Here is a 22,573-nt window from a genome sequence, read left to right on the forward strand (position 1 = left end):
CTGCGATGTGGAATTCGAAGCCGGTCGACGCAGTCGACCCGGCATGAACCAGGAGGGCGGCAACCCGCCACCCTTCCCGCCCGCCTCCGTCAGAACTTGTGCCGAATCCCCGCATGCACCATCAACTGCTTCGACGTCGACGACAGATCGGCCGCCCCCGGGATAACCGCCTGATCGAGCGACGAACCGGTCGCGTCGCCAGCCACCCGCTGGTACGCGCCCATCAGGTAGACGTCGGTGCGCTTCGACAGGGTGTAGTCGGCCATCAGCCCGATCGAATGGATCTTCGGTTTCACGCTGCCGGTGGTCGCGTCGTAGCGCACGGTCGTATACACATACTGCGCGCCCAAGAAGAACGCCGGCATGAACTGGTACTTGCCGTTCACTTCGAAGTTCTGATACTTGATCGCCGTGACCGTGCCGCCCGCGAGCGGCCCCGAGACGGGCTCGATCGTCTCGTCGCCGAACAGGTAGCCGACGTTCGCGGTCGGCCGCGTGACGTTGCTGTTCGTGTAGGCGAACTCGACCGTCACGGGCCCGGCCGTGTAGTTGACGCCCGCCCCGAAGATCCGCAGCCGCGCCGACGCGAAGTTCGCATCCGCGCCGACCGACCCCGAGCCCGCGATCGCGCCGCCGGCCGTCGCACCCGGGTTGTCCGCATTCAGGAACGCCGCGCCGACGAGCAGGCCGCCCTGCTCGTACTGCGCGCCGACGCTCCACTGCCGGTTGTTCGCGAACCCGGTGTCGTTGCTGAAGCTGTACGTGCCGCCGAACGAGAAGCCGGCAAAATCCGGGCTCGCATACTTGACCGTGTTGTTCACGCGGAACGTGTTGCCGGTGTTGTCGTTGTCAAGCGGATGCGAGAACGGATAGACGCCCCAGCTGCCGTTCGCGGTCGTCGGCGCGAGATAGTCGACGACCGCGTCATATTGCCGGCCGAGCGTCAGCGTGCCGAAGCGCGCGCTGCCGAGCCCGACGTAAGCCTGCCGCCCGAACATGCGGCCGCCCTGCGCGAGCGTGCCGCTGTTCACGTTGAAGCCGTTCTCGATCTGGAACAGCGCGCTGTAGCCGCCGCCGAGATCCTCGGTACCCTTCAGCCCCCAGCGGCTGCCCTGCGCGAAGCCGCTCGCCATCTGCCACGCACCGTGGCCGCCGACGTTGTTCGTATAGTCGATGCCCGCATCCACCAGCCCGTACAGCGTGACGCTGCCTTGCGCGAAGGCCGGCGCCGCACAGAGTGCCGGCATCGCGACGAAAAACAATCTCCAGTTCATTCGTTTTCCTTATTGATATATCGAGCGCTACCCACCTGCCACGGTGCGGCGTGGCTTACTTCGTGCCGTAGATGTCGAAGTCGAAGTACTTGCGGTTGATCCGCTGATACGTGCCGTTCGCGAGGATCGTCGCCAGCGCGCGGTTGAATGCATCGCGCAGGTCGGTGTCCTGCTTGCGCAGCCCGAGGCCGTCGCCCTGCCCGAAATACTTCGCGTCGTCGAACGCCGCGCCGACGAACATGAAATCCTTGCCCTGCGGCTTCTTCAGGAAGCCGTCGCTGGCCGCGATCGATGCCTGGAACGCCGCGTCGAGCCGCCCGGTCACCAGATCGGCATAGACCTGGTCCTGGTTCTGGTACGACTCGATCTGCACGCCGGTCGGCTGCCAGTTCGCGATCGCATAGTCGGCCTGCGCGGAACCTTGCTCGACGCCGACCCGCTTGCCCTTCAGCGACGCGGCCGTCGGCAGCAGCGGCGAACCCTTGCGCGCGATCAGCCGCGCCGGCGCATTCGAGATCCGGTTCGTGAACGCGATCTGCTGCATCCGCTTCGGCGTGATCGTCATCGACGACGCGATCACGTCGAACTTGCGCGCGAGCAGCCCCGGAATCATCCCGTCGAAACTCGACTCGACCCATACGCAGCGCGCATGCAGCTCAGCGCACAACGCATTCGTGATGTCGATCCCGAAACCGGTCAGCGTGCCGTCGGGCTGCTTGTATTCGAGCGGCGGGTACGTGGGATCGACCGCGAGGCGGATCTCCTTGCCCGTCCAGTCGCCGGCCTGCGCGCCCGCTGCCACCGTCGTTGCCGTCAGCGCCACCGCGAGCGCCGCCATCCATTGTTTCATTGCCAGTCTCCTTGTTGCCATCGTTGAAGGTGAATCGAACCGGTCCGTCCGCCTCACGCGAGGTAGCGCTCGGCGAGCGCGATCCAGTAACTCGCGCCCGTCGCGAGGCACGCATCGTTGAAGTCGTAGCCGGGGTGGTGCAGCCCGCAGCCGGCCGCGCCGTCGCCGTTGCCGATCGACAGGTAGCTGCCCGGGCAGGCCTCGAGCATGAACGCGAAGTCCTCGCTCGCCGCGATCGGCCGCAGATGCGGAATCAGCGCGTCGTCGCCGCCCCATTCGCGCGCCACATCGCGGGCGAACGCGGTTTGCGCTGCATGATTGACGAGCACCGGATAGCCGTGGCGATAGTCGATCTCGGCCGTCGCGCCATAGCTGCCGGCCTGGCCGTGCACGATCGCGCGAATGCGCCGTTCGAGCAGCGCGCGCACGTCCGGCGACAGCGCACGCACGCTCAGTTCGAGATCCGCATGCGGCGGAATCACGTTCGATGCGGTGCCCGCGTGGATCGAGCCGGTCGTGACGATCGCCAGTTCCTGCGGATTCACGTTGCGCGACACGACGGTCTGCAGCGCCATCACGATCGACGCGCACACGACCACCGGATCGATCGTCGTGTGCGGCGCCGCGCCATGGCCGCCGCGCCCGGTCACGCGCACGCGCACCTCATCGGCCGACGCCATCGCCGGGCCGTCGCAGAAGCCGAGCACGCCGGCCGGCAGGCCCGGCACGTTATGCATCGCGAACACGGCATCGCACGGGAACTGCGTAAACAGCCCGTCGTCGAGCATCCGCTTCGCGCCGCCGAGCCCTTCCTCCGCCGGCTGGAAAATCAGGTTCAGCGTGCCGCTGAAGCGCCCGCGCTCGGCCAGGCAGCGGGCCGCCGCGAGCAGCATCGCCGTATGACCGTCGTGGCCGCACGCATGCATCACGCCGTCGTGCCGGCTCGCATGCGGGAGCCCGGTCGTCTCGCGGATCGGCAGCGCATCCATGTCCGCGCGCAGCCCGAGCCGCTTCCCGGTGCCGCGCGTGAGCGTGCCGACCACGCCGGTGCCGCCGAGGCCGCGCGTCACCCGATAACCCCATGTTGTCAGGCAGTCGGCGACGAGCCCGCTCGTCGCGTGTTCCTCGAAACCGAGCTCCGGATGCGCGTGCAGCCGGTGGCGCAGCGCGATCATCTCCGTCTCGATGGCCGCCATTTCAGGCGGAATACGTGCTCGATCCAACCCCGATACTCCTCGTTACGTGCCGATTGCCGACCGCCGGAATGGCAGATCGTTGGCGAGATCGTAGGCAGCGAAAAAGCCGGCGAACAGCTGCAGTTTCGTTATGATGACAACCTTTCATTGTCAGGCATCGCACCATCAGCACCATGAGCACGATCAAGCTGCATCAGTTGCAGGCGCTCGTCGCGAGCGCGGAGGCCGGGAGCATCCGCGGCGCGGCACGCACGCTCGGGTTGTCGCAGGCGGCCGTCACGCGCGCGCTGCGCGAGCTGGAAGCCAGCGAGCGCCTGCCGCTGCTGGTGCGCGCGCCGGAAGGCATCGGCTTCACCGAATACGGGAAGACCCTGCTCACGCACGCGAAACTCGTGCTCAAGCAGCTCGAGCATGCGCAAAGCGATCTCGAACGGATGCGCGGGCGCGTCGAGGGGCGGCTGAGCGTCGGCGTCACGCCGTGGCTGACGATGACGTTCCTCGCGGAAACCGTGCTGCAGTTTCGCGAGCGGATGCCCGACGTGCGCCTCGAGCTCTACGAAGCGCTGATGGCCGTCGCGCAACCGCTGCTGCGCGACGGCAGCATGGATTTCGCGCTCGGCCACGTGCAGGCCGGCAGCGGCGCGCAGGAGTTCGCGTTCGAGCCGCTGCTGCGCTACGAGACGTCGGTGATGGTGCGCGCCGGGCATCCGCGCGAACGCGCGAAGTCCGTGCACGACCTGCTCGATTGCGACTGGGTGCTGAACTCGTCGGCCGACGGCCAGGCCGCGCTGGTCGACCATCTGTTCACGCGGCACGGCGCGCGGATCGACGAACGGCACATCGTGCGCGCGCAGTCGGTCGCGATGCTGCAGACGATGCTCGAACAGGCCGGCATGTGCACGTGGTGCCCGACGATCCTCGCGGCGGTGCCGCCGTTCGGCGAGCGGATGCGCGTGCTGTCGCTGAAGGAGCGCTTCGAGCCGAGCGAACTCGGCATCGTCACGCGCCGCAGCAGCACGTTGAGCGACGCCGCGCGCTGCTTCATCGACTGCCTGCTGCAGACGATCCGGCGGCATGCGCGGTCGGCGCGGAAGGAGGATCTCGCGTTGTTCCGCACGCTCACGCTGCTGATCTGACCTGACGACGAATGGCGCCGGCGGGAATCGCGAGGACGCCATCAAAACCGTCACGCATTTTTCCGGCTGACTACCCTTCCCGTTCCCGGAGGCGGCCCGCCGCGCCGCGCCCCCGGGAATCATCCCGTATACCTCCGCATCACATTGTTCTATACTGCCCCCCAGTATCCGGAAACCACCTGCCCCATGCCGCATTCCCCCGAAGAAAAGAAACGCGTCCTGACCCGCGTGCGCCGCGTTCGCGGGCAACTGAACGCGCTCGAGCAGGCGCTCGAGGAGGGAGCAGACTGTGGTCCGATACTTCAGCAACTGGCTGCCATCCGAGGCGCGATCAACGGCGTGATGGCCGGCGTGCTCGAAAGCCATTTGCGCGAGGAATTCACCCAGCTCGCGGACGCCCCGCGGCCCTCGTCCGGATCGATCGACGATATCGTGACCCTCGTTCGGTCCTACTTGCGCTGACCGATGCAGGATCGTCGACGTCCGATCCATTCGATGATTTTTTTACTAGGAATGCCATGAAATCACGTGCCGCAGTTGCGTTCGAGGCGGGTAAGCCGCTGCAGATCGTCGAAATCGACGTCGAACCGCCCCGCAAGGGCGAAGTGCTCGTCAAGATCACCCATACCGGCGTCTGCCACACGGACGCCTTCACGCTGTCGGGCGACGATCCCGAAGGCCTCTTCCCCGCCGTGCTGGGCCATGAAGGCGCCGGCATCGTGGTGGAAGTCGGCGAAGGCGTGACCAGCGTGAAACCCGGCGACCACGTCATTCCGCTCTACACCGCCGAATGCGGCGAGTGCCTGTTCTGCAAGAGCGGCAAGACCAATCTGTGCGTGTCGGTGCGCGCCACCCAGGGCAAGGGCGTGATGCCCGACGGCACCACGCGTTTCAGCTACAACGGCCAGCCGATCTATCACTACATGGGCTGCTCGACGTTCAGCGAATACACGGTCGTCGCCGAAGTGTCGCTTGCGAAGATCAACCCGGACGCGAACCCGGAGCAGGTCTGCCTGCTGGGCTGCGGCGTCACGACCGGCCTCGGCGCGGTGAAGAACACGGCCAAGGTGCAGGAAGGCGACACCGTGGCCGTGTTCGGCCTCGGCGGCATCGGTCTCGCGGTGATCCAGGGTGCCAAGCTCGCGAAGGCTAGCCGCATCATCGCGATTGACACCAACCCCGGCAAGTTCGACCTCGCGCGCGTGTTCGGCGCCACCGACTGCGTGAACCCGAAGGATCACGAAAAACCCATCCAGCAGGTGATCGTCGAAATGACCGGCTGGGGCGTCGACCACAGCTTCGAGTGCATCGGCAACGTCAACGTGATGCGCGCCGCGCTCGAATGCGCGCACCGCGGCTGGGGCCAGTCCGTCATCATCGGCGTCGCGGGCGCCGGCCAGGAAATCTCCACGCGCCCGTTCCAGCTCGTCACCGGTCGCCGCTGGCTGGGCACGGCATTCGGTGGCGTCAAGGGCCGCTCCGAACTGCCGGGCATGGTCGAGGACGCGATGGCCGGCGCGATCCAGCTCGCACCGTTCGTCACGCACACGAAGCCGCTCACCGGCATCAACGAAGCGTTCGACCTGATGCACGAAGGCAAGTCCATCCGGACCGTCGTGCATTTCTGAACCACGCGCAACGAGACCGGCTGCAGCAACCGGTCTCGTTGCGTGAAGCCGCCGCCGGCAAGCAGCGATGCTTGCCGGCGGCGTCGCATGCGCCGAAAACATCGCCAGTCAGACCACGGTCACCGCCACATCATCCGCTGCCACGCGCGCAATGCGCGTCTGCCGCTGCGTCCTGCGCTCCCGCTACCGATCCGCCGACGCGCCAGCGTCAATCCTGTCGACCGTCCGCACGCGGCGAGATCAGGAACGGCGCATAGTGAACCGCGTACGCCACGAACGCGACGATCCAGCACGCGCCCGACATATCGAGCCAGACCGCGTACGGTACACGCGGCATGAGCGGCCCGAACACGCGAATGACGGCCGCACCGATCACCAGCCAGTAACACAGCTGCTCCCACGGGCCCGCGACGAGCATGCGCCCCGTGTGGCCGAGCGCCGTGCGCGTGATCATCGCGATGATCGCGCCGCCGATCGCGCCGACGGTCAACGCATGCACGGCGAGCGAGTGCACGACCACGCCGGCGAACGATAGCGCGAGCAGCACGAAGCCGACCGGAATCCACAGACAGGACACGTGCAGGATCCACACGATCGGCCGCTTGCCGACACGCCACGAATGCCATCCTGCGAGGCGCCACGCATGCAGCACGGCGGTGGCGAGCGCCGCGACGATCAGCAGCGTGGCGGGCGCACCGAGCGCATCCGCGAACAGCGTCAGCGCGACCGCCGGGGCCGCGAGCGCGTCCACGATCCTGAAGCGGCGAATCGTGAACCCGGGAATCGCGTTCATCGTGAACATCGGCACGATGCGTCCGGTGATCACCGCGACGAAGAACACGACCAGCCCCGTCGCCGCGTACGCGGTACGCAGCGCGAGATCGGCCCGCCCCGTCATCACGGCTGCATGGAACAGCACGTTCAACGCGCCGAACAGCAGCAGCGCGACCGGCAGGAACACGTTGTGCCGGTTCTTCGCCGAAATCAGCACGCGCAACAGCACGACGGCCGTCACCGGCAGGAACAGCGAATCGACGACGGCCGCAAGCGTCGCCGGCCCCGACCAGACGAGCACGCGTCCGGCCAGCCAAAGCAGCCACAGCGCCGCGAGCGCCGGGCCGCGCAGCGTTTCGCGCGACGTCCAGGCTCGCGTGGCGGTCAACAGGAAGCCGACGACGATCGCGGCGACGAAGCCGAAGATCATCTCGTGCACATGCCACATGAGCCCCGTCATCGCGCCGGCACGCCCGGCAACGGGGGCGCCGTGCCAGGCCGCGAGCCACACCGCGACGGCCATGCTCGCGAACAGCGCGCCGGTCAGATAGAAAGGTCGCAGGCCAAGCTGCAGCAACGGCGGCGTATCGGGCGCCGACGGGGCCCGCATCGGTTCGCTGATCTTCATGTGCGCTCCGGCTATCGAGGATGACGTCATTCATCCTAGCGCCGTGACGCGCGAGAAGGGGGCGTGCCCCTACGCGGCGCGGTGGCATCGTCCGCGTTCATGACATGCGTCAAGCTCGCGCTTCACGCCTGTGCCAGACTTGCACCCGCGAGCCTGCGTTGCGGCTGCCCCGTCAGCAGCGCACGCGCCGCATCCGGAGCGTGGCCGACGGCGATTCCCCGAACGCGCGCTTGTAGTCGATCGCGAACCGCCCGAGGTGCGCGAAGCCCCATTTCAGCGCGATGTCCGTCACCGACGCGAGCCCCGGTGTCGCATCGTCGCTCAGTTCGTCGCGCACATGTTGCAGACGCAACTGGCGCACGAATGCCATCGGCGTGATGCCATGGCGATTGCGGAATCCGGCGAACAGCGTGCTCGGGCTGACGCCGGCGAGTTCGGCGAGCCGTTCGATCGTCAGCGGCTCGTCGAGATGCGCGCGCACGTATTCCTCGACGCGCCGCACATAGAACGGCGCGAGCGGTGCCGGCGCGGGCCGTGTGCCGTTGCGTGCGCTGTTCGGCTGGCCGTACAGCAACAGGTTGAACAGCGTCGATTCGAGCTGTTCGAACGCGAGCGGATGGCGCAGCGGATGCCCGTCGGTTGCGATCGCGTCGGCCAGCATCGGCAGCATTTGCGCGAGGCACGCGCCCTGCTGCGACGACAGGCTGAATTCCGGCTCGAACTCCACCGGCACGCGCCGCTCGCCGCCGAAATGCCGCTGCGCATGCCGCTCCATCACCTCCCGCTCGATGCGCAGGATCACTTGCGGGCACGCCTCGCCCCACCGCATCCGGAGCGACAGCGTCGGCGACAGCAGCGACGCGGTGTCGGGCGACGACACGAAACGCGTCGCGCCGCATTCGATCTCGGCGTCGCCGCGCAGCGGAATCTGCAACAGATAGAAGTGCTCGAGCGGACCCGGTTCGATCGACACCTCGCCGCCGTAGTCGAGCAGATTCAGCGACAGATTGCCCCAGCGCGCATGGTGCATGCGGCTGTGCAGCGCGTGCGAAGCGCCGGTCAGCGTGAGCCGATGCGGCTTGAACACGTCCGCCACCCGCGCTCGCACCTCGTCGACGTCGTTCGACTGCAGCAGCAGCGTGTCGTGATTGAAACAGGCGGCCTCGCCCAGCCAGCCCGTTCCGGAAAATTGCCCCATCGAAGTTCTCCCGTCGTGCTTGATCGCACCTGCGCTGTGCACGCGTTCCCGATTCCGGGGAAGCCCGTCGCACGATCCGGATAGCGTCCGGAGTATCCGGACAGTCCGCCTCGTTACACTACGCAAGCCCTGCGCACCTGACGCAAGAAGCGGACCGCTCACGCATCGTAGAAAACTGCGCGGGCCTTCCGCATCCGCACATACCCGCAGTGCGCCGCGTTCCGGCCCCGGCGCGGCGGGCCGAACCGCAGGTTTCCGGAATTCGCGGATACCGGCCGAAGAAAGCGGATAGAAACGCGCGTTTCGTCCGCCAATACTGGGCCCATGCCAGTCACGAACAGAATGGAGGGACACATGCAAGGACGACACATCGAGATCCCGTCGCCGGACGGCGGGACGTTTCGCGCATACCTGAGCACGCCGGCCGGCGGCACGGGGCCGGGCATCGTGCTGTGTCACGAGATCTTCGGCGCGAACGCGACGATGCGCGACGTCGCCGATTATTACGCCGAGGAAGGCTACACGGTGCTCGTGCCCGACCTGTTCTGGCGCCAGGCGCCCGGTGTCGAACTCGGTTACTCGACGGCCGACTTCGAGCGCGCGATGGCGCTGTACCGCGAGTACGACGAAAACAAGGGCGTCGAGGACGTCGCCGCGGCGCTGGCCGTGCTGACGCAACGGCCGGAATGCACCGGCCAGGCCGGCGTGCTCGGCTACTGTCTCGGCGGCAAGCTCGCCTATCTCGCCGCATGCCGGCTGCCGAACGTGGCCGCCGCCGTCAGCTATTACGGCGTGGGGATCGAGCACGCGCTCGACGAGGCCGCGCATCTGCGCGGCCGGCTCGTGCTGCAGATCGCCGCGCAGGACCGCTTCTGCCCGCCCGACGCGCAGCAGCGCATCGCCGCCGCGCTGGCGGGGCGCGACGGCGTCGAGGTATACGTTTACCCGGGCGTCGATCATGCGTTCGCGCGCATCGGCGGCGATCATTTCGACAAGGCGGCCGCCGTCATGGCGCACCAGCGCGCGATCGCGGCGTTCCGCGCGGCGCTCGGCCCGCACTACGACCTGTCCACACTGTGGGAAGAACACCTCCGGCACGAATTCGACACGCGCAACGTCGACGCGACGATGGCCACGATGGTCCCGCAGCCTTACGTGAACCATATTCCGACGCTGACGGGCGGCGTCGGCTACGACGAGCTCAAGCGCTTCTACACGCATCACTTCGTGCATGCGAACCCGCCGGACACGACGATCACGCCGATCTCGCGCACGGTCGGCGCGAGCCAGATCGTCGACGAACTGCTGTTCTGCTTCACGCATACGACCGAGATCGACTGGATGCTGCCCGGCGTCGCGCCGACCGGCAAACGCGTCGAGATTCCGCTCGTCGCGATCGTCAAGTTCCGCGGCGACAAGCTGTATCACGAACACATCTATTGGGACCAGGCGAGCGTGCTCGTGCAGATCGGCCTGCTCGACGCGGCCGGGCTGCCCGTCGCCGGTGTCGAAACGGCGCGCAAGCTGCTCGACGAAACCGTGCCGTCGAACGGGCTGATGCAGCGCTGGCACGACAGCGCGTGATGGCCGACGGATCCGCAGGCGGCGCGCCGAACGCACGCCGCCTTCACACAATCATTCCAGGAGACACCCCATGACTGCCCTTGCTGGCAAAGTCGCGATCGTCACCGGCGGCGCCACGCTGATCGGCGCCGCCGTCGCGCAGGACCTGAGCCGCGCCGGCGCGTGCGTCGCGATCCTCGATCTCGATGCGGAAAACGGCGCGCGCGTCGCCGACACCCTCGGCGAACGCGGGACGTTCATCGCGACCGACATCACCGACGACCGCGCGATCGAACGTGCGGTGTCGGCCGTCGCCGAACGCTTCGGCTCGATCGACCTGCTGGTCAACCTGGCCTGCAGCTACGTCGACAACGGCATCCAGGCGTCGCGCCGCGACTGGCTTGCGGCAATGGACGTCAACGTCGTGTCGGCCGCGATGCTGGTCAAGGCCGTGCATCCGTACCTGACGCGGCGCGGCGGCGGCGCGATCGTGAACTTCAGTTCGATCTCCGCGCAATGCGCGCAGACCGGCCGCTGGCTCTACCCGACCTCGAAGGCCGCGATGCGCCAGCTCACGCGCAGCATGGCCATGGATCTCGCCACCGACCGGATTCGCGTCAACTCGGTGTCGCCGGGATGGACGTGGTCGCGCGTGATGGACGAGCTGACGCACGGCGACCGCGCGAAGACCGATCGCGTGGCCGCGCCGTTTCATCTGCTCGGCCGCGTCGGCGATCCGTCGGAAGTCGCGCAGGTCGTCACGTTCCTGTGCAGCGACGCGGCGAGCTTCGTGACGGGCGCCGACTACGCGGTGGACGGCGGCTATTCCGCGATGGGCCCCGAGCAGGCGGTGCCGGCGATTCCGCGGCTGGCCGAGTAGCCGAAAGTCGTTTCTCCCGGTTCATATTCCGGCTCAAGTAATTCGTTATACGAAGGATTTCATCATGAAACGCATCGCTATCGTCGGCGCCGGCCAGTCCGGCCTGCAACTCGCCTTCACGCTGCTCGACCAGGGTTATCACGTCACGCTCGCGACCAACCGCGACGCGGAACAGATCCGGGCCGGCAAGGTCATGTCGAGCCAGTGCATGTTCCATACCGCGCTGCAGATCGAGCGCGATCTCGGCCTGAACACCTGGGAAGAAGCGTGCCCGTCCATCGAAGGCATCGGCGTCGCGGTACCGCATCCCGAAGGCGGCGGCCGCAAGGCGATCGACTGGTCGTCGCGGTTGACCCGCTACGCGCAATCGGTCGACCAGCGCGTGAAGATGGCCGACTGGCTCGACGCGATCCGGCGCCGCGGCGCGGACGTGCGCATCTGCGACGTCGGCGTGCCGGAGCTCGAGGACCTCGCGCGCAGCCACGATCTCGTGCTGCTCGCGGCCGGCAAGGGCGAAATCGTGAACCTGCTGGGCCGCGACGACGCGCGCAGCGCGTTCGAGCGCCCGCAACGCGCGCTGGCCCTCACCTACGTGAAAGGCATGACGCCGAGCCAGCCGTATTCGCGTGTGCGCTTCAATCTGCTGCCCGGCATCGGCGAATACTTCGTGTTTCCCGCGCTGACCACGACCGGCCCGTGCGAAATCATGGTGTTCGAAGGGATCCCCGGCGGCCCGCTCGACTGCTGGGCCGACGTGAAGACGCCCGAGCAGCATCTCGACCGCAGCCTGTCGTTCCTGCAGCAGTACGTGCCGTGGGAATTCGAGCGCAGCCGCGACGTCGAGCTCACCGATCCGAACGGCACGCTGTCCGGGCGCTTCACGCCGACCGTGCGCAAGCCGTTCTTCCGCCTGCCGTCGGGCCGCACCGTGTTCGGCATGGCCGATGCGGTGGTCGTCAACGATCCGATCACCGGCCAGGGTTCGAACAATGCGGCGAAATGCGCGAAGGTGTACGGCGACGCGATCCTCGCACGCGAAGGCGAGCCGTTCGACGAAGGCTGGATGCACGACACGTTCGAACGCTACTGGGCGTATGCGCAGCACGTCGTGCGCTGGACCAACTCGCTGCTCACGCCGCCGCCGCCGCACATCCTCGAGCTGCTCGGCGCCGCCGGCCAGCTGCCTTCGCTCGCCGCGACGATCGTCGACGGTTTCGACGATCCGCGCCAGTTCGCGCCGTGGTGGTTCGACCCGTCGGCCTGCGCGGCGCTGATCCGCGAACACGCCGCACGTTCGGAGTAAACGCCATGGACACCACCGCTTCCTGCCATCCGGCCCTCGACCCGCAGCAATTGCGCGCCGCGTTCGGGCAGTTCCCGACCGGCGTCACCGTGATCACCACGCGTTCGCCGGACGGGCGCAAGGTCGGCCTCACCGCCAATTCGTTCTCCTCGCTGTCGCTCGACCCGCCGCTCGTGCTGTGGAGCCTGCGCAAGGTCGCGCCGAGCCGTCCGGATTTCGTCGCGGCCACGCACTTCGCGATCAATATCCTCGCGCACGACCAGATCGAGCTGTCGCGCCGTTTCGCGACCCCGAGCGCCGACAAGTTCGACGGCGTGCCGCACGTGGACGCCGATGCGGGCGGCGTGCCCTGCCTCGACGGCGCGAGCGCGCGTTTCGTGTGCCGCCATGTCGGCCATTACGAAGGCGGCGATCACCTGCTGTTCATCGGGCAGATCGAGGAATTCGCTGCGTTCGGCCACGCACCGCTCGTGTTCCATGCGGGCCAGTACCGCGCGATCTCGGCACACCCCGATCTTTCTCGCGCCGTTTGATTAGTTATACAAATAAACATTCAGGAGGTGGTGATGATGAAATGCGGCTCTCGCCTGCTTGCGATCGCAGGCCTCGTGTTCGCCGGCCTGACCGGGCACGCGCCGGCGCATGCGACCGACCTGCCGTCGGTCAACCTGGGGATGACCAGCTTCCTCGACGGGATGCCGCCGGCCGGCACCGGTTGGTACGGCACGCAGTATCTCGAGTACTACACGGCCGGACGCATCAACGACAACGCCGGCAACAAGGTCGGGCTGCCGAAGCAGGACATCGACCTGTTCGCGGGGCTGAGCCAGCTCGTGTACCAGTCGCCGCTGACGTTCGGCGGCATGCATCCGGGGCTCGACGTGATCCTGCCGTGGGTGGCGTCCGTGCATACGAACGACGGGATCGGCAACGTCGCGCTGAATTCGCGTGCCGGGTTCGGCGATCTGCTGGTCGGTCCGTTCATCCAGTTCGATCCGGTAATGGGCGCGCAGGGGCCACGCTTTGCGCAGCGGGTGGAATTCCAGTTCATCGCGCCGACCGGCGCATACGATCCGGCGCGCGCGATCAATCCGGGCAGCCATTTCTGGTCGTTCGATCCGTACTGGGCCGCGACGTTCTGGGTCACGCCGAAGTGGACCGTGTCGTGGCGCCTGCACTATCTGTGGAACGCGACCAATCACGAGCCGGCGACCGCGCTCGGACCCGACGTGACGTCGACGCAGGCCGGCCAGGCCGTTCATGCGAACTTCGCGACCGAGTATGAAGTGCGGCCCGGGCTGCGGCTGGGGCTCAACGGCTACTGGCTGCGCCAGACCACCGACATGAAGGTGAACGGGCAGGATGTGTCCGGCACGCGGGAAGCCGTGCTGGCGATCGGGCCGGGTGCGATGTACAGCTTCTCGCCGCAGGATCACCTGATGTTCAACGCGTACTTCGAGGTCTATGCGCGCAACCGCCCGCAGGGCACGCGAATGGTATTGCGGTACGTGCATCACTTTCAGTGACACGATGGCGGGCAACCCGGCCTGTCAGTCGCGCCGCAGGCCGATACCGCACGACGCATGAAACGCACGCCTGCGGCGAGGGGGCGGCCGTGACGGGCCGGCGCGCCAATCGCGGGCGGCCTATTTGGCCGCCTGCGCCGCCGGCGTGAAGCTGCACTTCGGATCGTTCCTGCCCCGTGCCGAACAGCATTCGAGCAGGTCGCTCACCGACTTCACGTTCGCCGCATTCCATTCGTAGAGGCTCTTGTTGTTGTCGATCGGCATCCAGTGCGTCAGCGGATACCGGCTCGCGCGCGCGTTGCTGCCTTTCGGCGGCGGCAGCAGCCCGGCGGCGAGCGGCACGTAGATCTTGCAGCTGTTCTGGTCGCCGATCCGGTGACAGCCGATGCAGGTGTTGCCGGGTGTGCTGATTGCATGCGATGTCCACGACGCGAAGTCGGCGCCGAGATTCACATACTTGCCCCACGGATCGGTCGGCACCTTGTTCCACACCTGCCCGATCCACGGGCTGTACATGACCGGGCTCGCATCGTGACACGACACGCAGCGCTTCGTCGCGGTCGCGGCCGGCTTCCACCAGAACTCGGCCGCGGACGGATGGCCGGGCGGCGGCGTCGTTTCGTTCGGCGGCGGCACCCGCGATGCGTTCATGCCGGCCGTGCCGCCCTTCTCCGCATGAAACCAGCAGGTCTTGCCGGTGCCTGCATGATGCAGCACGATGTCGACTTCGTCGTAGTACGTGCTGCGGTTCGCGCGGATCTGCTTGCGACGGCAAAACGCCGAGATCTGCGTGTCGCCGTGGGACAGGTCGAGAATCTTCGAATAAGGTGTGCACTGCCCGGACGTCGGCGCGTCATACGGCAGCAGCGCCGGGCGATCGCACGTCATGTGCGCCGCGTAGCGCGCGGGCACGCGGCCGTTGACGGTGATCGGCACATCGGTGCCGGCGTTGCAATCGAACGCGGGAATCTCGCCGATTTCGTCGGTGCACTGCTGCGCATACTCATGCAGCGAGGCATCGCCGTTTTCCGCCGCGAGCGCGACCGGCGCGACCTGCACGGCCAGCAGCGTCGCCAGCGCGGCGACGCAGTTTCTCGTCGTCATGCCGCCCCCTTCGTGTAGCGCAGCGCCACCTTGCGAATGGCCTCGATGTACTTGACGTAGCCGGTGCAACGACAGATATTGCCGCCAACCCAGGTTTCGATCATCGCGTCCAGATCGCGCTCGTGCACCGGTTGCGCGCGCAGATGATCGAGCATCGCGGTCGCGGCCATCAGGAAGCCCGACGCGCAGTAGCCGCACTGGAACGCGAACGACTCGAGAAAGCTCTGCTGCAGCGGCGACAGCGCACCGCCCTGCGCGAGCCCTTCGATCGTGTACACGTGCATGCCCGCCATCGCACTGACCGGCGTCGAGCACGACAGCGTCTTTTCCATCGGCGCATCGGGCGCGTTGCGCACGCCGACCGTGCACGCGCGGCACACGCCGATGCCACAGCACAGCTTCGTGCCCGTCAGGTCCCGCCGCTCGTGCAGGAAGTCGATGAGGTTCATGTCGCCGTCGGCGGCGTCCGCCTCGACGGGCTTGCCGTTGATGGTCATCCGGACCGGATTGCTCATTGCAGTGCCTCCCGAATCTTCTCCGGTGTCACGGGCGTCACCCGGAACCGTCGGCCCGTCGCCATCGCGAGCGCATTGAGCAGCGCCGGCGCGATCGGACACATCACCGCTTCCGCGATGCCGCGTGCATTCGCCGGATCGCCGGCCGGCGGCGGCAATGCGATCAGCTCCTGCACGGGGATGTCCGGCAGCCGCGTGACCTCGTAGCGATCGAGATTCCATCGGCCGCCGCCCGGTCCGTCGGGCCCGAGCGGACAGGTCTCGGTCAGCACGTTGCCGATCCCCATCGCGACCGCGCCCTGCGACTGCCCTTCGACAAGTTCCGGCGACAACTGCCGGCCGACGCTCACGGCCGTCACCACGCGTTCGACCTTCACGCGCCCGGTCGCCGGATCGACGGCCACCGCGACGAGCGTCGCCGACGGCGCATAGGTCGTGCGCCCGTAGAGCGTGGTATTGACTGGCGGCGGCTGCAGCACGCGCTGCAACGGCGCCAGGTGATACGGGTCGAGGCCGACCGCCACGTAGTCGTAGTCGATCTGCGCACTGCCGGACGCGAACGGATAGGTGCCCTTCCAGAAGTACCCGGCATAGCTCGCATGCACGGCCGCGACCGTCTGCAGGCCCAGCTTCCTGATCGTGCCGAGCAGCACCGGCCACGATATGGGTGCGAGGCCGTTCGCGACGAGCGTGCGATCGACCCAGCGCACGTCCGCGACCCCGACGGGCACGCCCCACCATGCGCGCGCGGCCGGCAGCACGCTTTGCAGAAACAGCGCCTGCGCGGCGCCCTTTACCGCGTGGTACTGATGGAATGCGCCGAGGCACGCGCTCGACGAACCATAGTTGTAGCGCACCCACTTCGGATCGCCCGGCTTGTCCTTCGGGTTGAGCCCGAGCGCGTTGAACGGTCCGATCTCGCTCATCGCAATCGTTTGCGCGTTTTGCCCGAGAAAATCGGCCGGCGCGAGACCGAGCGTCGTGGCCGCGCCGTTGCCCATGTCGGTATACGGCGTGACCACGCGCAGGCTGCTGTCGGGCAGGATCTGCACCATCCCGAACATCCCGTCGCCTGACGTGCCGTACGCCTCGTTCGCCATCGCGAGGCCGACGCCATAGCGAAGGTTGCGCGCGTTGCGCTCGGCACGCGTCTGCTCGCGCTCGAGCCATAGCGGATGACGCTCGAGCCGGTCGAGCAGCGCGTCGAGCTGCAGGTCGAACAGGATCGGCGCACCCGTGATCGCGCGCCCCTTGCCGAGACCGGGCGCCTTGCCGAGCAGATTGGCGCGCCGGATCTCGAACGGCGACAGCCCGAGCCGGCGCGCGGCCTCGTCCATCAGCGTCTCGATCGCCATGAACGCCTGCGGCCCGCCGAAGCCGCGCTGCGACCCGCCGAAGACTTCCCGCGTGTAGGTCGATGCGGCCTGCGCGCGTGCGCGCGGGATCTCGTAGCAGCTCATCGCGCTCAACGCGGCAAGCTGCGCGACGTACGGCGACAAGTTCTTCTTCCCGCCGCCGTTCATCAGGAAATCGCAGGTGATCGCCTCGAGCTTGCCGCGACGGTCGAACCACAGCGATTCGGAAAACTGCGTCTCGCAGCGTTTCAGGCCGACCTGGAATTGTTCGTAACGCGACTGCTGCCAGCGCAGCGCGCCCTTCGCGAACGGTGCCGCAAGCGCCAGATACAGCGGGAAATAGGACTTGTCGCGTCCGCCAAAGCCGCCACCCGGGTAACACGCGATGACATGCGCCTCCTTGACCGGGACGTCGCTGCCGTCGAACAGCGCGCACGCGCCGTTCGCGTCGTCGTTCGCCGACTGCGTGCCGAGCACGAGGCTGATTTTCGTGGCCGACGCGTCGTACCATGCGAGTCCCGCCTCGGGTTCCATGAACATCGGGTCCATCGCCGGCGTCTCGAAGCCATCGTCGCCGGTCGCCCGAACGCCGATCCACGCGCCGGCGGCCGCATTGCGCGCAACCGTCGCGTCGATGTTGGCGACCGCCGCCTCGCGTTCCTCCAGGTACTTCGCGGTCGGCTTGCCGCTGCTGTCGGTCTGGTAGTTGTCGACGTAGTTGAACCGTCGTTCGTCGTCTCGCACGTAGATGGTCACGGGCGAATACGGCACGACCGGTGCGGCCTTTCCCGGGCCGACCGGCGCGCCGTAGCGGATCACGCCGCGATTGAAGTCGAGCAGTTTCTTCGCGCGGCGATAGACGTCGAAGTTCTCGAAGATCAGCAGCGCGGCCGGCTGCCCGTAGCAGTCCGCCGGATAGCCGGCCCGCGCGAGCCAGTAGATGTCCTGGTTCGCGATCGGATCGGATTCCGGCGCAAGGGCGATCCGGCGCGCGCTCAGCAATGCGTTGTCGACGACGGCGATCGGTCGCAGTTCCTGCGGCAGCACCCCGAGGTCGTAGCCTTGGTACACGGCGTCGACCCGGTCGCAGCGCAGCGCATAGAGCCAGTTTTCCTGCTGCGGCCAGCCGACGAAGTCGCGGGACTTGAAGTCGCGCGCGTAGATCTTCTGTCCCGTTACCTTCGGCATGCCGTCGATTCGCCAGCGCGCCTTGCCGGGCACGGGCGCCCAGCTCGGGCCGTTCGCATCGGCCTGCGCCTCGCCCGCGGCGAGTACGACGGCCGGCAAATGGGTGACCGAAACGGCGACGACGGCGCCGCTACCGGCCAGCTTCAGAAACGTCCGGCGTGTCACAGGCACATGGATTGCCATGCTGCGTCCCTCGTTCGAATTGTTATATCGTCCTGCGATTGCGCGACGCGCGTCGCCACGCCGGCCGCGTGCGGGCCGATGCGCAGGGTATCGGTGAGAAAGCGGTGTTCCGGGCGCGGTCGGGTGCGCCGGCGGTCAGGAATCGGGGGGAAAGTGACGCGCAACGCCGCGCGGCGGGTGCCCGGGACCGTGCCGTGCGACCGAGCGCCTGCTCGACGAAGCATCGGGCCGCGTGCACATCGCTGCTTGCTTGTTCATGATTCCCCCGGACTTGATCGTGCATGACCGGCCTGTTTTCCTTATCGTCGGACAGTCGCTTGATTTTCAAGTGCTTTTCTGGATATCTCCGGGAGGCCGAATGCGCGTCCCGTTCCCGCCGTGATTCAGTTCTGATTTTGAATAATGCTAGGAATTCGAAGCGGGGATTTCAAGGAGATTTTCGGGTCACATGGCGCATGCGGAACATGGATCGATGTGTTCCCGCGCGTCGGCCGGAAGGACCGCCTCCAGCCGGCTGTTTCGGTGCCGACCGGGACTCGTCGCCGTCGTTACAATTCACTTTCGTAACAGGAGACGTTCTGACAAACGCGATTTGCCTGCGAGTGGGGAAAGAAGAACCCCAGGCAATTCCGGTCGACACTCCGGTAAACGATCACACCCATTGTTGATCCGGATTCATTCAGCTGTGCGGACTGATCCAGTCGGATTGCTTTTCGTTTCGGCCGGCGTGCCGCCGCTATGATCGACCCATCTCGCGGCGCCGCCCGGGGGGAGGATGACCTCCCATGAAGACCGTACCGTGCCGGCCGACCGGGGCTGCCTGGCCGGCACGCAAATCCGTTGCGTGCGCCAACCCGCACGGATGTTCACTGCCCGATACTGTTGAAGGTCGGCAGCAGCACCCGATACACGTGGATCATCGCCGGCCCGAGCAACACGCACATCAGCGCCGGGAAGATACAGAAGATCAGCGGGAACAGCAGCTTCAGCGCGATCTTCGCGGCCCGCTCCTCGGCGCGCATCCGCCGCCGCGTGCGCAGCATGTCCGAGAGCACGCGCAGCGATTCGGCGATGCTCGTGCCGAAGCGATCGGCCTGGATCAGCATCGCGCAGAACGATTCGATGTCCTCGACGCCGGTCCGCAGTGCGAAATTGCGCAGCGCGGTTTCCTTCGTGAACCCGGAACGCATCTCGAGCAGCAGCAAGTCGAGCTCGCCCGCGACCACTTCGCTGCGAAAGCGCAGTTCCTCGCTCACCCGCATCAGCGCCGCATCGAGCCCGAGCCCTGCCTCGACGCATACGGTCAGCAGGTCGAGCGCATCCGGGAAGTCCTCGAAGATCACGCGCTGACGCGTCGCGATCCGCCTCGACAGGATCACGTTCGGCACGTAGTAACCGAGCCCGGCGAGCGCGACGAGGATGATCGACAGCAGCATGCGTTGCTCCGCGAGCCGGGTCGTGGCGAGCGCCAGCAGCGCAGCGCCGGGCAGCGCCAGCGCGAGCACCGTCTTCGCCGCGAAGTAAAGCGCGCCCGCGTTCGCATCGCGCCAGCCGGCATTCATCAGCCGGATCCGCAGCGGCGAATTCTCCCAGCCCTCCTGCGGCAGCGACAGCCGGGAAATCGGTTGCGACAGCTCGACGAGTTTCGCGACCCAGCGCGATGTTTGCCCGCCGCCGTCGTCCGCGCCGGCGCCGACGCCCACACTTGCCCCGCTCGCCTGCTGGATTCGGCGCTCCATGTTGCGCGGCGCGAACAGCAGCATCGCAATCAGCACGCCGCCGGCGACGAAAATGAACAAGCCGGCCAGCATCACGGTATGTATTACGCTCAGGTTTTGCATGACAGCCTCGAATCGGTTCGTGAAGCCTGAGACACGCGTCAGACGCGGATCCGGATGATGCGGCGAATCCACAGCAGGCCGAATGCCATCGACCCCAGCATCACGCCAACCATCTTGATGCCGGCCGGATCCTGCCAGAGCACCGACAGAAACTCCCGGTTCAACGCCGCCATCATGCCTGCGGTGCCGAACGGCAGCAGCCCGAGGATCCAGGCCGACAGCCGCCCTTCCGCCGACAGCACGCGGACCTTGTCGAACAGCTTGAAGCGCTCGCGCACCAGCGCCGAGATGCTGTCGAGCAGTTCGGCCAGGTTGCCGCCGGTCTCGCGCTGGATCAGCACCGCGATCACGAAGTAGCGCAGATCATGGGCCGGCACGCGCGTCGCGAGGTTCACCAGCGCATCGTGCAGCGATACGCCGTAATTGATCTCGTCGAACGTGACCCGGAATTCACCGCCCATCGGATCGGGAAACTCCTCGCCGACCATCCCGAGCGCGCTCGTAAACGAGTGGCCGGAGCGTAGCGCGCGCGCGATCATGTCGCAGACGTCCGGCAGCTGGCGCTCAAGCTTGAGCATCCGCCGGTTGCGGTGCCGCATCACGTACATGGTCGGCAGGCATGCGGTCACGAGCGCAATCGGCACCACGGCGATCAGCGGCAACGCGGTGACGATCAGGCCCAGCGTCGCGACCACCGGAAATGCGGCGCTGATCACGGCCAGTTTCGCGACCGTCCAGTCGAGCCCCGATTGCTGCAGCAGCAGGTCCAGCGACTGCACGCGCGGCATGCGCAGCAACAGCCGGTCGAACGGTTTCGACTCGTCGAGCATCCGCTTCTTGAGAATCGACAGTCGCTCCTGCTGCACGCTGCCGCCGGCCGACATCGCGCGCAGGCGCGACTCGATCCGGCGCGCCGCGGCACCGTGGCGCGTGTTCCACCATTGATAGACACCTTCGATCGCGAGCACGACCGCGACGAAGGTGAGAATCACAAAACCGTAAAAGATCGAGTCCATGAGACCCTCCCCGGATTCAGACGACCGCGCGTCGTCACTTCGTCTCGTAGCGCTGCGCCGGGTCGTACAGCGAATCCGGCAGGTTGATGCCGAACGCCTGCAGCCGTTCGGCGAATTTCGGCCGCACGCCGGTCGCGCAGAAGTGTCCGCGCACCGTGCCGTCGGGATCCATGCCGGTGCGCTTGAACGTGAAGATCTCCTGCATGTTGATGATGTCGCCTTCCATCCCGGTCAGCTCCTGGATGCTGACGATCTTGCGCTTGCCGTCGGTGAGCCGCGTCGCCTGGACCACCACCGAGATCGCCGACGCGATCTGCTGGCGCATCGTCTTCGGCGGCAGCGTCAGGCCGCCGACGCTGATCATGTTCTCGAGCCGCGTGAGCGCATCGCGCGGCGTGTTTGCGTGGATCGTCGCGAGCGAGCCTTCGTGGCCGGTGTTCATCGCATTGAGCATGTCGAGCGCTTCCGCGCCGCGCACTTCGCCGAGAATGATCCGGTCCGGCCGCATCCGCAGCGCGTTGCGCACGAGCGTGCGCTGCGTGATCTCGCCCTTGCCCTCGATGTTCGGCGGCCGCGTTTCGAGCCGCAGTACGTGCGGTTGCTGCAGCTGCAGCTCGGCCGCGTCCTCGATCGTCACGATCCGCTCCGATCTCGGAATGAAGCCCGACAGGATGTTGAGCAGCGTCGTCTTGCCGCTGCCGGTACCACCCGACACGAGCACGTTCACCTTTGCCTTGGCCAGCGAGTCGAGCAGTTCCGCCATCGGCGGCGTGAGACTCTTGTAATTCACCAGGTCGTCCATCTTCAGCGGATTGACCGCGAAGCGCCGAATCGACATCAACGGTCCGTCGATCGCCGACGGCGGGATGATCGCGTTCACGCGCGAGCCGTCCGGCAGCCGCGCGTCGACCATCGGGGTCGATTCGTCGATGCGGCGCCCGACGCGCGAGACGATCTTCTCGATCACCTTCATCAGGTGCGCGTCGTCGTAGAACGTCACGTCGGTCAGCTCCAGCTGGCCGCTGCGCTCGACGTAGACCTGACGGTACGTGTTCACGAGGATGTCGGAGATGCCGGGGTCGCGCAGCAGCGACTCGAGCGGGCCGAAGCCGAACATCTCGTCGTACACGTCGATCGCGAGCTGACGCCGTTCGATGTCGTTTGCGGGCGTGCGCTCCTCGTCGAGAATGCGCGAGATCAGCGCCGAAATTTCCTGCCGGACCTGTTCCTGCGGCAGGCGCGACAGGCGCTCCAGCTCGACACGCTCGAGCACCGCCAGGTGAATTTCACGGCGCAGCTTCTGGTACGCGTCGCGGACCGACGAATGTGTCGCACCTGCCGGTTCGGTGCCCGCCGCCTGCGGCTGCGTCCGGTATAAGGACATCTGATCGCGCAATGACATGATGGTTTCCCCG

19 protein-coding genes are annotated in these 22,573 nt (G+C 66.9%); 8 read left to right on the forward strand and 11 right to left on the reverse strand.

Features of this window, described 5'->3' with window-relative positions; genetic code table 11:
• Positions 1-89 precede the first annotated feature (89 nt).
• From DIE23_RS14400 to DIE23_RS14410, 3 genes are read right to left on the reverse strand one after another with little or no spacing between them, the layout of a single operon-like run.
• The gene (locus DIE23_RS14400; protein WP_124612731.1) at positions 90-1,274 is read right to left on the reverse strand and encodes a porin; all 1,185 of its coding nucleotides are present in this window, start codon (positions 1,272-1,274) and stop codon (positions 90-92) included.
• 55 nt (positions 1,275-1,329) lie between these two features.
• Positions 1,330-2,124 carry an ABC transporter substrate-binding protein gene (locus tag DIE23_RS14405; protein ID WP_124612732.1) on the reverse strand — a complete coding sequence of 265 codons (795 nt, stop codon included), beginning with the start codon at positions 2,122-2,124 and terminating at the stop codon, positions 1,330-1,332.
• A gap of 53 nt (positions 2,125-2,177) precedes the next feature.
• The gene (locus tag DIE23_RS14410; RefSeq protein WP_124612733.1) at positions 2,178-3,347 is read right to left on the reverse strand and encodes a M20 aminoacylase family protein; all 1,170 of its coding nucleotides are present in this window, start codon (positions 3,345-3,347) and stop codon (positions 2,178-2,180) included.
• 146 nt (positions 3,348-3,493) lie between these two features.
• Between DIE23_RS14410 and DIE23_RS14415 the strand changes: the two genes are divergently transcribed.
• From DIE23_RS14415 to DIE23_RS14425, 3 genes are all read left to right on the forward strand, one after another.
• Positions 3,494-4,456, forward strand: coding sequence for a LysR substrate-binding domain-containing protein (locus DIE23_RS14415; RefSeq protein ID WP_124612734.1), 963 nt, complete (start codon positions 3,494-3,496; stop codon positions 4,454-4,456).
• Between the two features lie 186 nt (positions 4,457-4,642).
• Positions 4,643-4,918, forward strand: a complete 276-nt coding sequence (frmR, locus tag DIE23_RS14420; RefSeq protein ID WP_006753040.1) for a formaldehyde-responsive transcriptional repressor FrmR — start codon at positions 4,643-4,645, stop codon at positions 4,916-4,918.
• A gap of 56 nt (positions 4,919-4,974) precedes the next feature.
• Positions 4,975-6,084 (forward strand): S-(hydroxymethyl)glutathione dehydrogenase/class III alcohol dehydrogenase, encoded by a 1,110-nt coding sequence (locus DIE23_RS14425; RefSeq protein ID WP_124612735.1) that lies wholly within the window; start codon positions 4,975-4,977, stop codon positions 6,082-6,084.
• 208 nt (positions 6,085-6,292) lie between these two features.
• Here DIE23_RS14425 and DIE23_RS14430 read toward each other — a convergent pair whose 3' ends face one another.
• On the reverse strand, positions 6,293-7,486 hold the full coding sequence (locus DIE23_RS14430; RefSeq protein ID WP_124612736.1) for an NnrS family protein: 1,194 nt from the start codon (positions 7,484-7,486) through the stop codon (positions 6,293-6,295).
• A 172-nt stretch (positions 7,487-7,658) separates the two neighbouring features.
• Positions 7,659-8,684, reverse strand: coding sequence for an AraC family transcriptional regulator (locus DIE23_RS14435; protein ID WP_124612737.1), 1,026 nt, complete (start codon positions 8,682-8,684; stop codon positions 7,659-7,661).
• Between the two features lie 354 nt (positions 8,685-9,038).
• Here DIE23_RS14435 and DIE23_RS14440 point away from each other — a divergent pair, with 354 nt between their 5' ends.
• The 5 genes from DIE23_RS14440 to DIE23_RS14460 all read left to right on the forward strand — a co-directional run bounded on the left by DIE23_RS14440 (position 9,039) and on the right by DIE23_RS14460 (position 13,956).
• The gene (locus tag DIE23_RS14440; protein ID WP_124612738.1) at positions 9,039-10,268 is read left to right on the forward strand and encodes a dienelactone hydrolase family protein; all 1,230 of its coding nucleotides are present in this window, start codon (positions 9,039-9,041) and stop codon (positions 10,266-10,268) included.
• A 70-nt stretch (positions 10,269-10,338) separates the two neighbouring features.
• Complete coding sequence (locus tag DIE23_RS14445; protein ID WP_124612739.1) at positions 10,339-11,127, forward strand: SDR family oxidoreductase; 789 nt, start codon at positions 10,339-10,341, stop codon at positions 11,125-11,127.
• 64 nt (positions 11,128-11,191) lie between these two features.
• Entirely contained in the window at positions 11,192-12,430 is a 1,239-nt protein-coding gene (locus DIE23_RS14450) for a styrene monooxygenase/indole monooxygenase family protein (RefSeq protein ID WP_124612740.1), read from the forward strand.
• A 5-nt stretch (positions 12,431-12,435) separates the two neighbouring features.
• A complete protein-coding gene (locus DIE23_RS14455; protein WP_124612741.1) occupies positions 12,436-12,963 on the forward strand; it encodes a flavin reductase family protein in 528 nt (175 codons plus the stop codon).
• 33 nt (positions 12,964-12,996) lie between these two features.
• Complete coding sequence (locus tag DIE23_RS14460) at positions 12,997-13,956, forward strand: transporter (RefSeq protein ID WP_124612742.1); 960 nt, start codon at positions 12,997-12,999, stop codon at positions 13,954-13,956.
• A gap of 120 nt (positions 13,957-14,076) precedes the next feature.
• Here DIE23_RS14460 and DIE23_RS14465 read toward each other — a convergent pair whose 3' ends face one another.
• From DIE23_RS14465 to DIE23_RS14490, 6 genes are all read right to left on the reverse strand, one after another.
• Positions 14,077-15,060, reverse strand: a complete 984-nt coding sequence (locus tag DIE23_RS14465) for a hypothetical protein (RefSeq protein ID WP_124612743.1) — start codon at positions 15,058-15,060, stop codon at positions 14,077-14,079.
• On the reverse strand, positions 15,057-15,575 hold the full coding sequence (locus tag DIE23_RS14470; protein WP_124612744.1) for a (2Fe-2S)-binding protein: 519 nt from the start codon (positions 15,573-15,575) through the stop codon (positions 15,057-15,059). Before DIE23_RS14470 ends, DIE23_RS14465 begins: the two co-directional genes overlap by 4 nt.
• On the reverse strand, positions 15,572-18,301 hold the full coding sequence (locus DIE23_RS14475; protein WP_124612745.1) for a xanthine dehydrogenase family protein molybdopterin-binding subunit: 2,730 nt from the start codon (positions 18,299-18,301) through the stop codon (positions 15,572-15,574). Before DIE23_RS14475 ends, DIE23_RS14470 begins: the two co-directional genes overlap by 4 nt.
• Before the next feature lie 866 nt (positions 18,302-19,167).
• Positions 19,168-20,142 carry a type II secretion system F family protein gene (locus DIE23_RS14480; RefSeq protein WP_124612746.1) on the reverse strand — a complete coding sequence of 325 codons (975 nt, stop codon included), beginning with the start codon at positions 20,140-20,142 and terminating at the stop codon, positions 19,168-19,170.
• A 38-nt stretch (positions 20,143-20,180) separates the two neighbouring features.
• Entirely contained in the window at positions 20,181-21,158 is a 978-nt protein-coding gene (locus tag DIE23_RS14485; RefSeq protein ID WP_124612747.1) for a type II secretion system F family protein, read from the reverse strand.
• 34 nt (positions 21,159-21,192) lie between these two features.
• The gene (locus DIE23_RS14490) at positions 21,193-22,560 is read right to left on the reverse strand and encodes a CpaF family protein (RefSeq protein ID WP_124612748.1); all 1,368 of its coding nucleotides are present in this window, start codon (positions 22,558-22,560) and stop codon (positions 21,193-21,195) included.
• Positions 22,561-22,573: the final 13 nt, after the last annotated feature.

Source organism: Burkholderia sp. Bp9143 (genome assembly GCF_003853645.1).
Taxonomy (GTDB): domain Bacteria; phylum Pseudomonadota; class Gammaproteobacteria; order Burkholderiales; family Burkholderiaceae; genus Burkholderia.

Excerpts from the sequence above, each read along its gene's own strand:
- DIE23_RS14440 (WP_124612738.1), top strand. The coding sequence starts at position 9,039 with ATGCAAGGACGACACATCGAGATCCCGTCGCCGGACGGCGGGACGTTT.
- DIE23_RS14475 (WP_124612745.1), bottom strand. The coding sequence starts at position 18,301 with ATGGCAATCCATGTGCCTGTGACACGCCGGACGTTTCTGAAGCTGGCC.
- DIE23_RS14460 (WP_124612742.1), top strand. The coding sequence starts at position 12,997 with ATGATGAAATGCGGCTCTCGCCTGCTTGCGATCGCAGGCCTCGTGTTC.
- DIE23_RS14450 (WP_124612740.1), top strand. The coding sequence starts at position 11,192 with ATGAAACGCATCGCTATCGTCGGCGCCGGCCAGTCCGGCCTGCAACTC.
- DIE23_RS14490 (WP_124612748.1), bottom strand. The coding sequence starts at position 22,560 with ATGTCATTGCGCGATCAGATGTCCTTATACCGGACGCAGCCGCAGGCG.
- DIE23_RS14445 (WP_124612739.1), top strand. The coding sequence starts at position 10,339 with ATGACTGCCCTTGCTGGCAAAGTCGCGATCGTCACCGGCGGCGCCACG.
- DIE23_RS14435 (WP_124612737.1), bottom strand. The coding sequence starts at position 8,684 with ATGGGGCAATTTTCCGGAACGGGCTGGCTGGGCGAGGCCGCCTGTTTC.
- DIE23_RS14455 (WP_124612741.1), top strand. The coding sequence starts at position 12,436 with ATGGACACCACCGCTTCCTGCCATCCGGCCCTCGACCCGCAGCAATTG.
- DIE23_RS14465 (WP_124612743.1), bottom strand. The coding sequence starts at position 15,060 with ATGACGACGAGAAACTGCGTCGCCGCGCTGGCGACGCTGCTGGCCGTG.
- DIE23_RS14405 (WP_124612732.1), bottom strand. The coding sequence starts at position 2,124 with ATGAAACAATGGATGGCGGCGCTCGCGGTGGCGCTGACGGCAACGACG.
- frmR (WP_006753040.1), top strand. The coding sequence starts at position 4,643 with ATGCCGCATTCCCCCGAAGAAAAGAAACGCGTCCTGACCCGCGTGCGC.
- DIE23_RS14415 (WP_124612734.1), top strand. The coding sequence starts at position 3,494 with ATGAGCACGATCAAGCTGCATCAGTTGCAGGCGCTCGTCGCGAGCGCG.
- DIE23_RS14400 (WP_124612731.1), bottom strand. The coding sequence starts at position 1,274 with ATGAACTGGAGATTGTTTTTCGTCGCGATGCCGGCACTCTGTGCGGCG.
- DIE23_RS14425 (WP_124612735.1), top strand. The coding sequence starts at position 4,975 with ATGAAATCACGTGCCGCAGTTGCGTTCGAGGCGGGTAAGCCGCTGCAG.
- DIE23_RS14485 (WP_124612747.1), bottom strand. The coding sequence starts at position 21,158 with ATGGACTCGATCTTTTACGGTTTTGTGATTCTCACCTTCGTCGCGGTC.
- DIE23_RS14480 (WP_124612746.1), bottom strand. The coding sequence starts at position 20,142 with ATGCAAAACCTGAGCGTAATACATACCGTGATGCTGGCCGGCTTGTTC.
- DIE23_RS14470 (WP_124612744.1), bottom strand. The coding sequence starts at position 15,575 with ATGAGCAATCCGGTCCGGATGACCATCAACGGCAAGCCCGTCGAGGCG.
- DIE23_RS14430 (WP_124612736.1), bottom strand. The coding sequence starts at position 7,486 with ATGAAGATCAGCGAACCGATGCGGGCCCCGTCGGCGCCCGATACGCCG.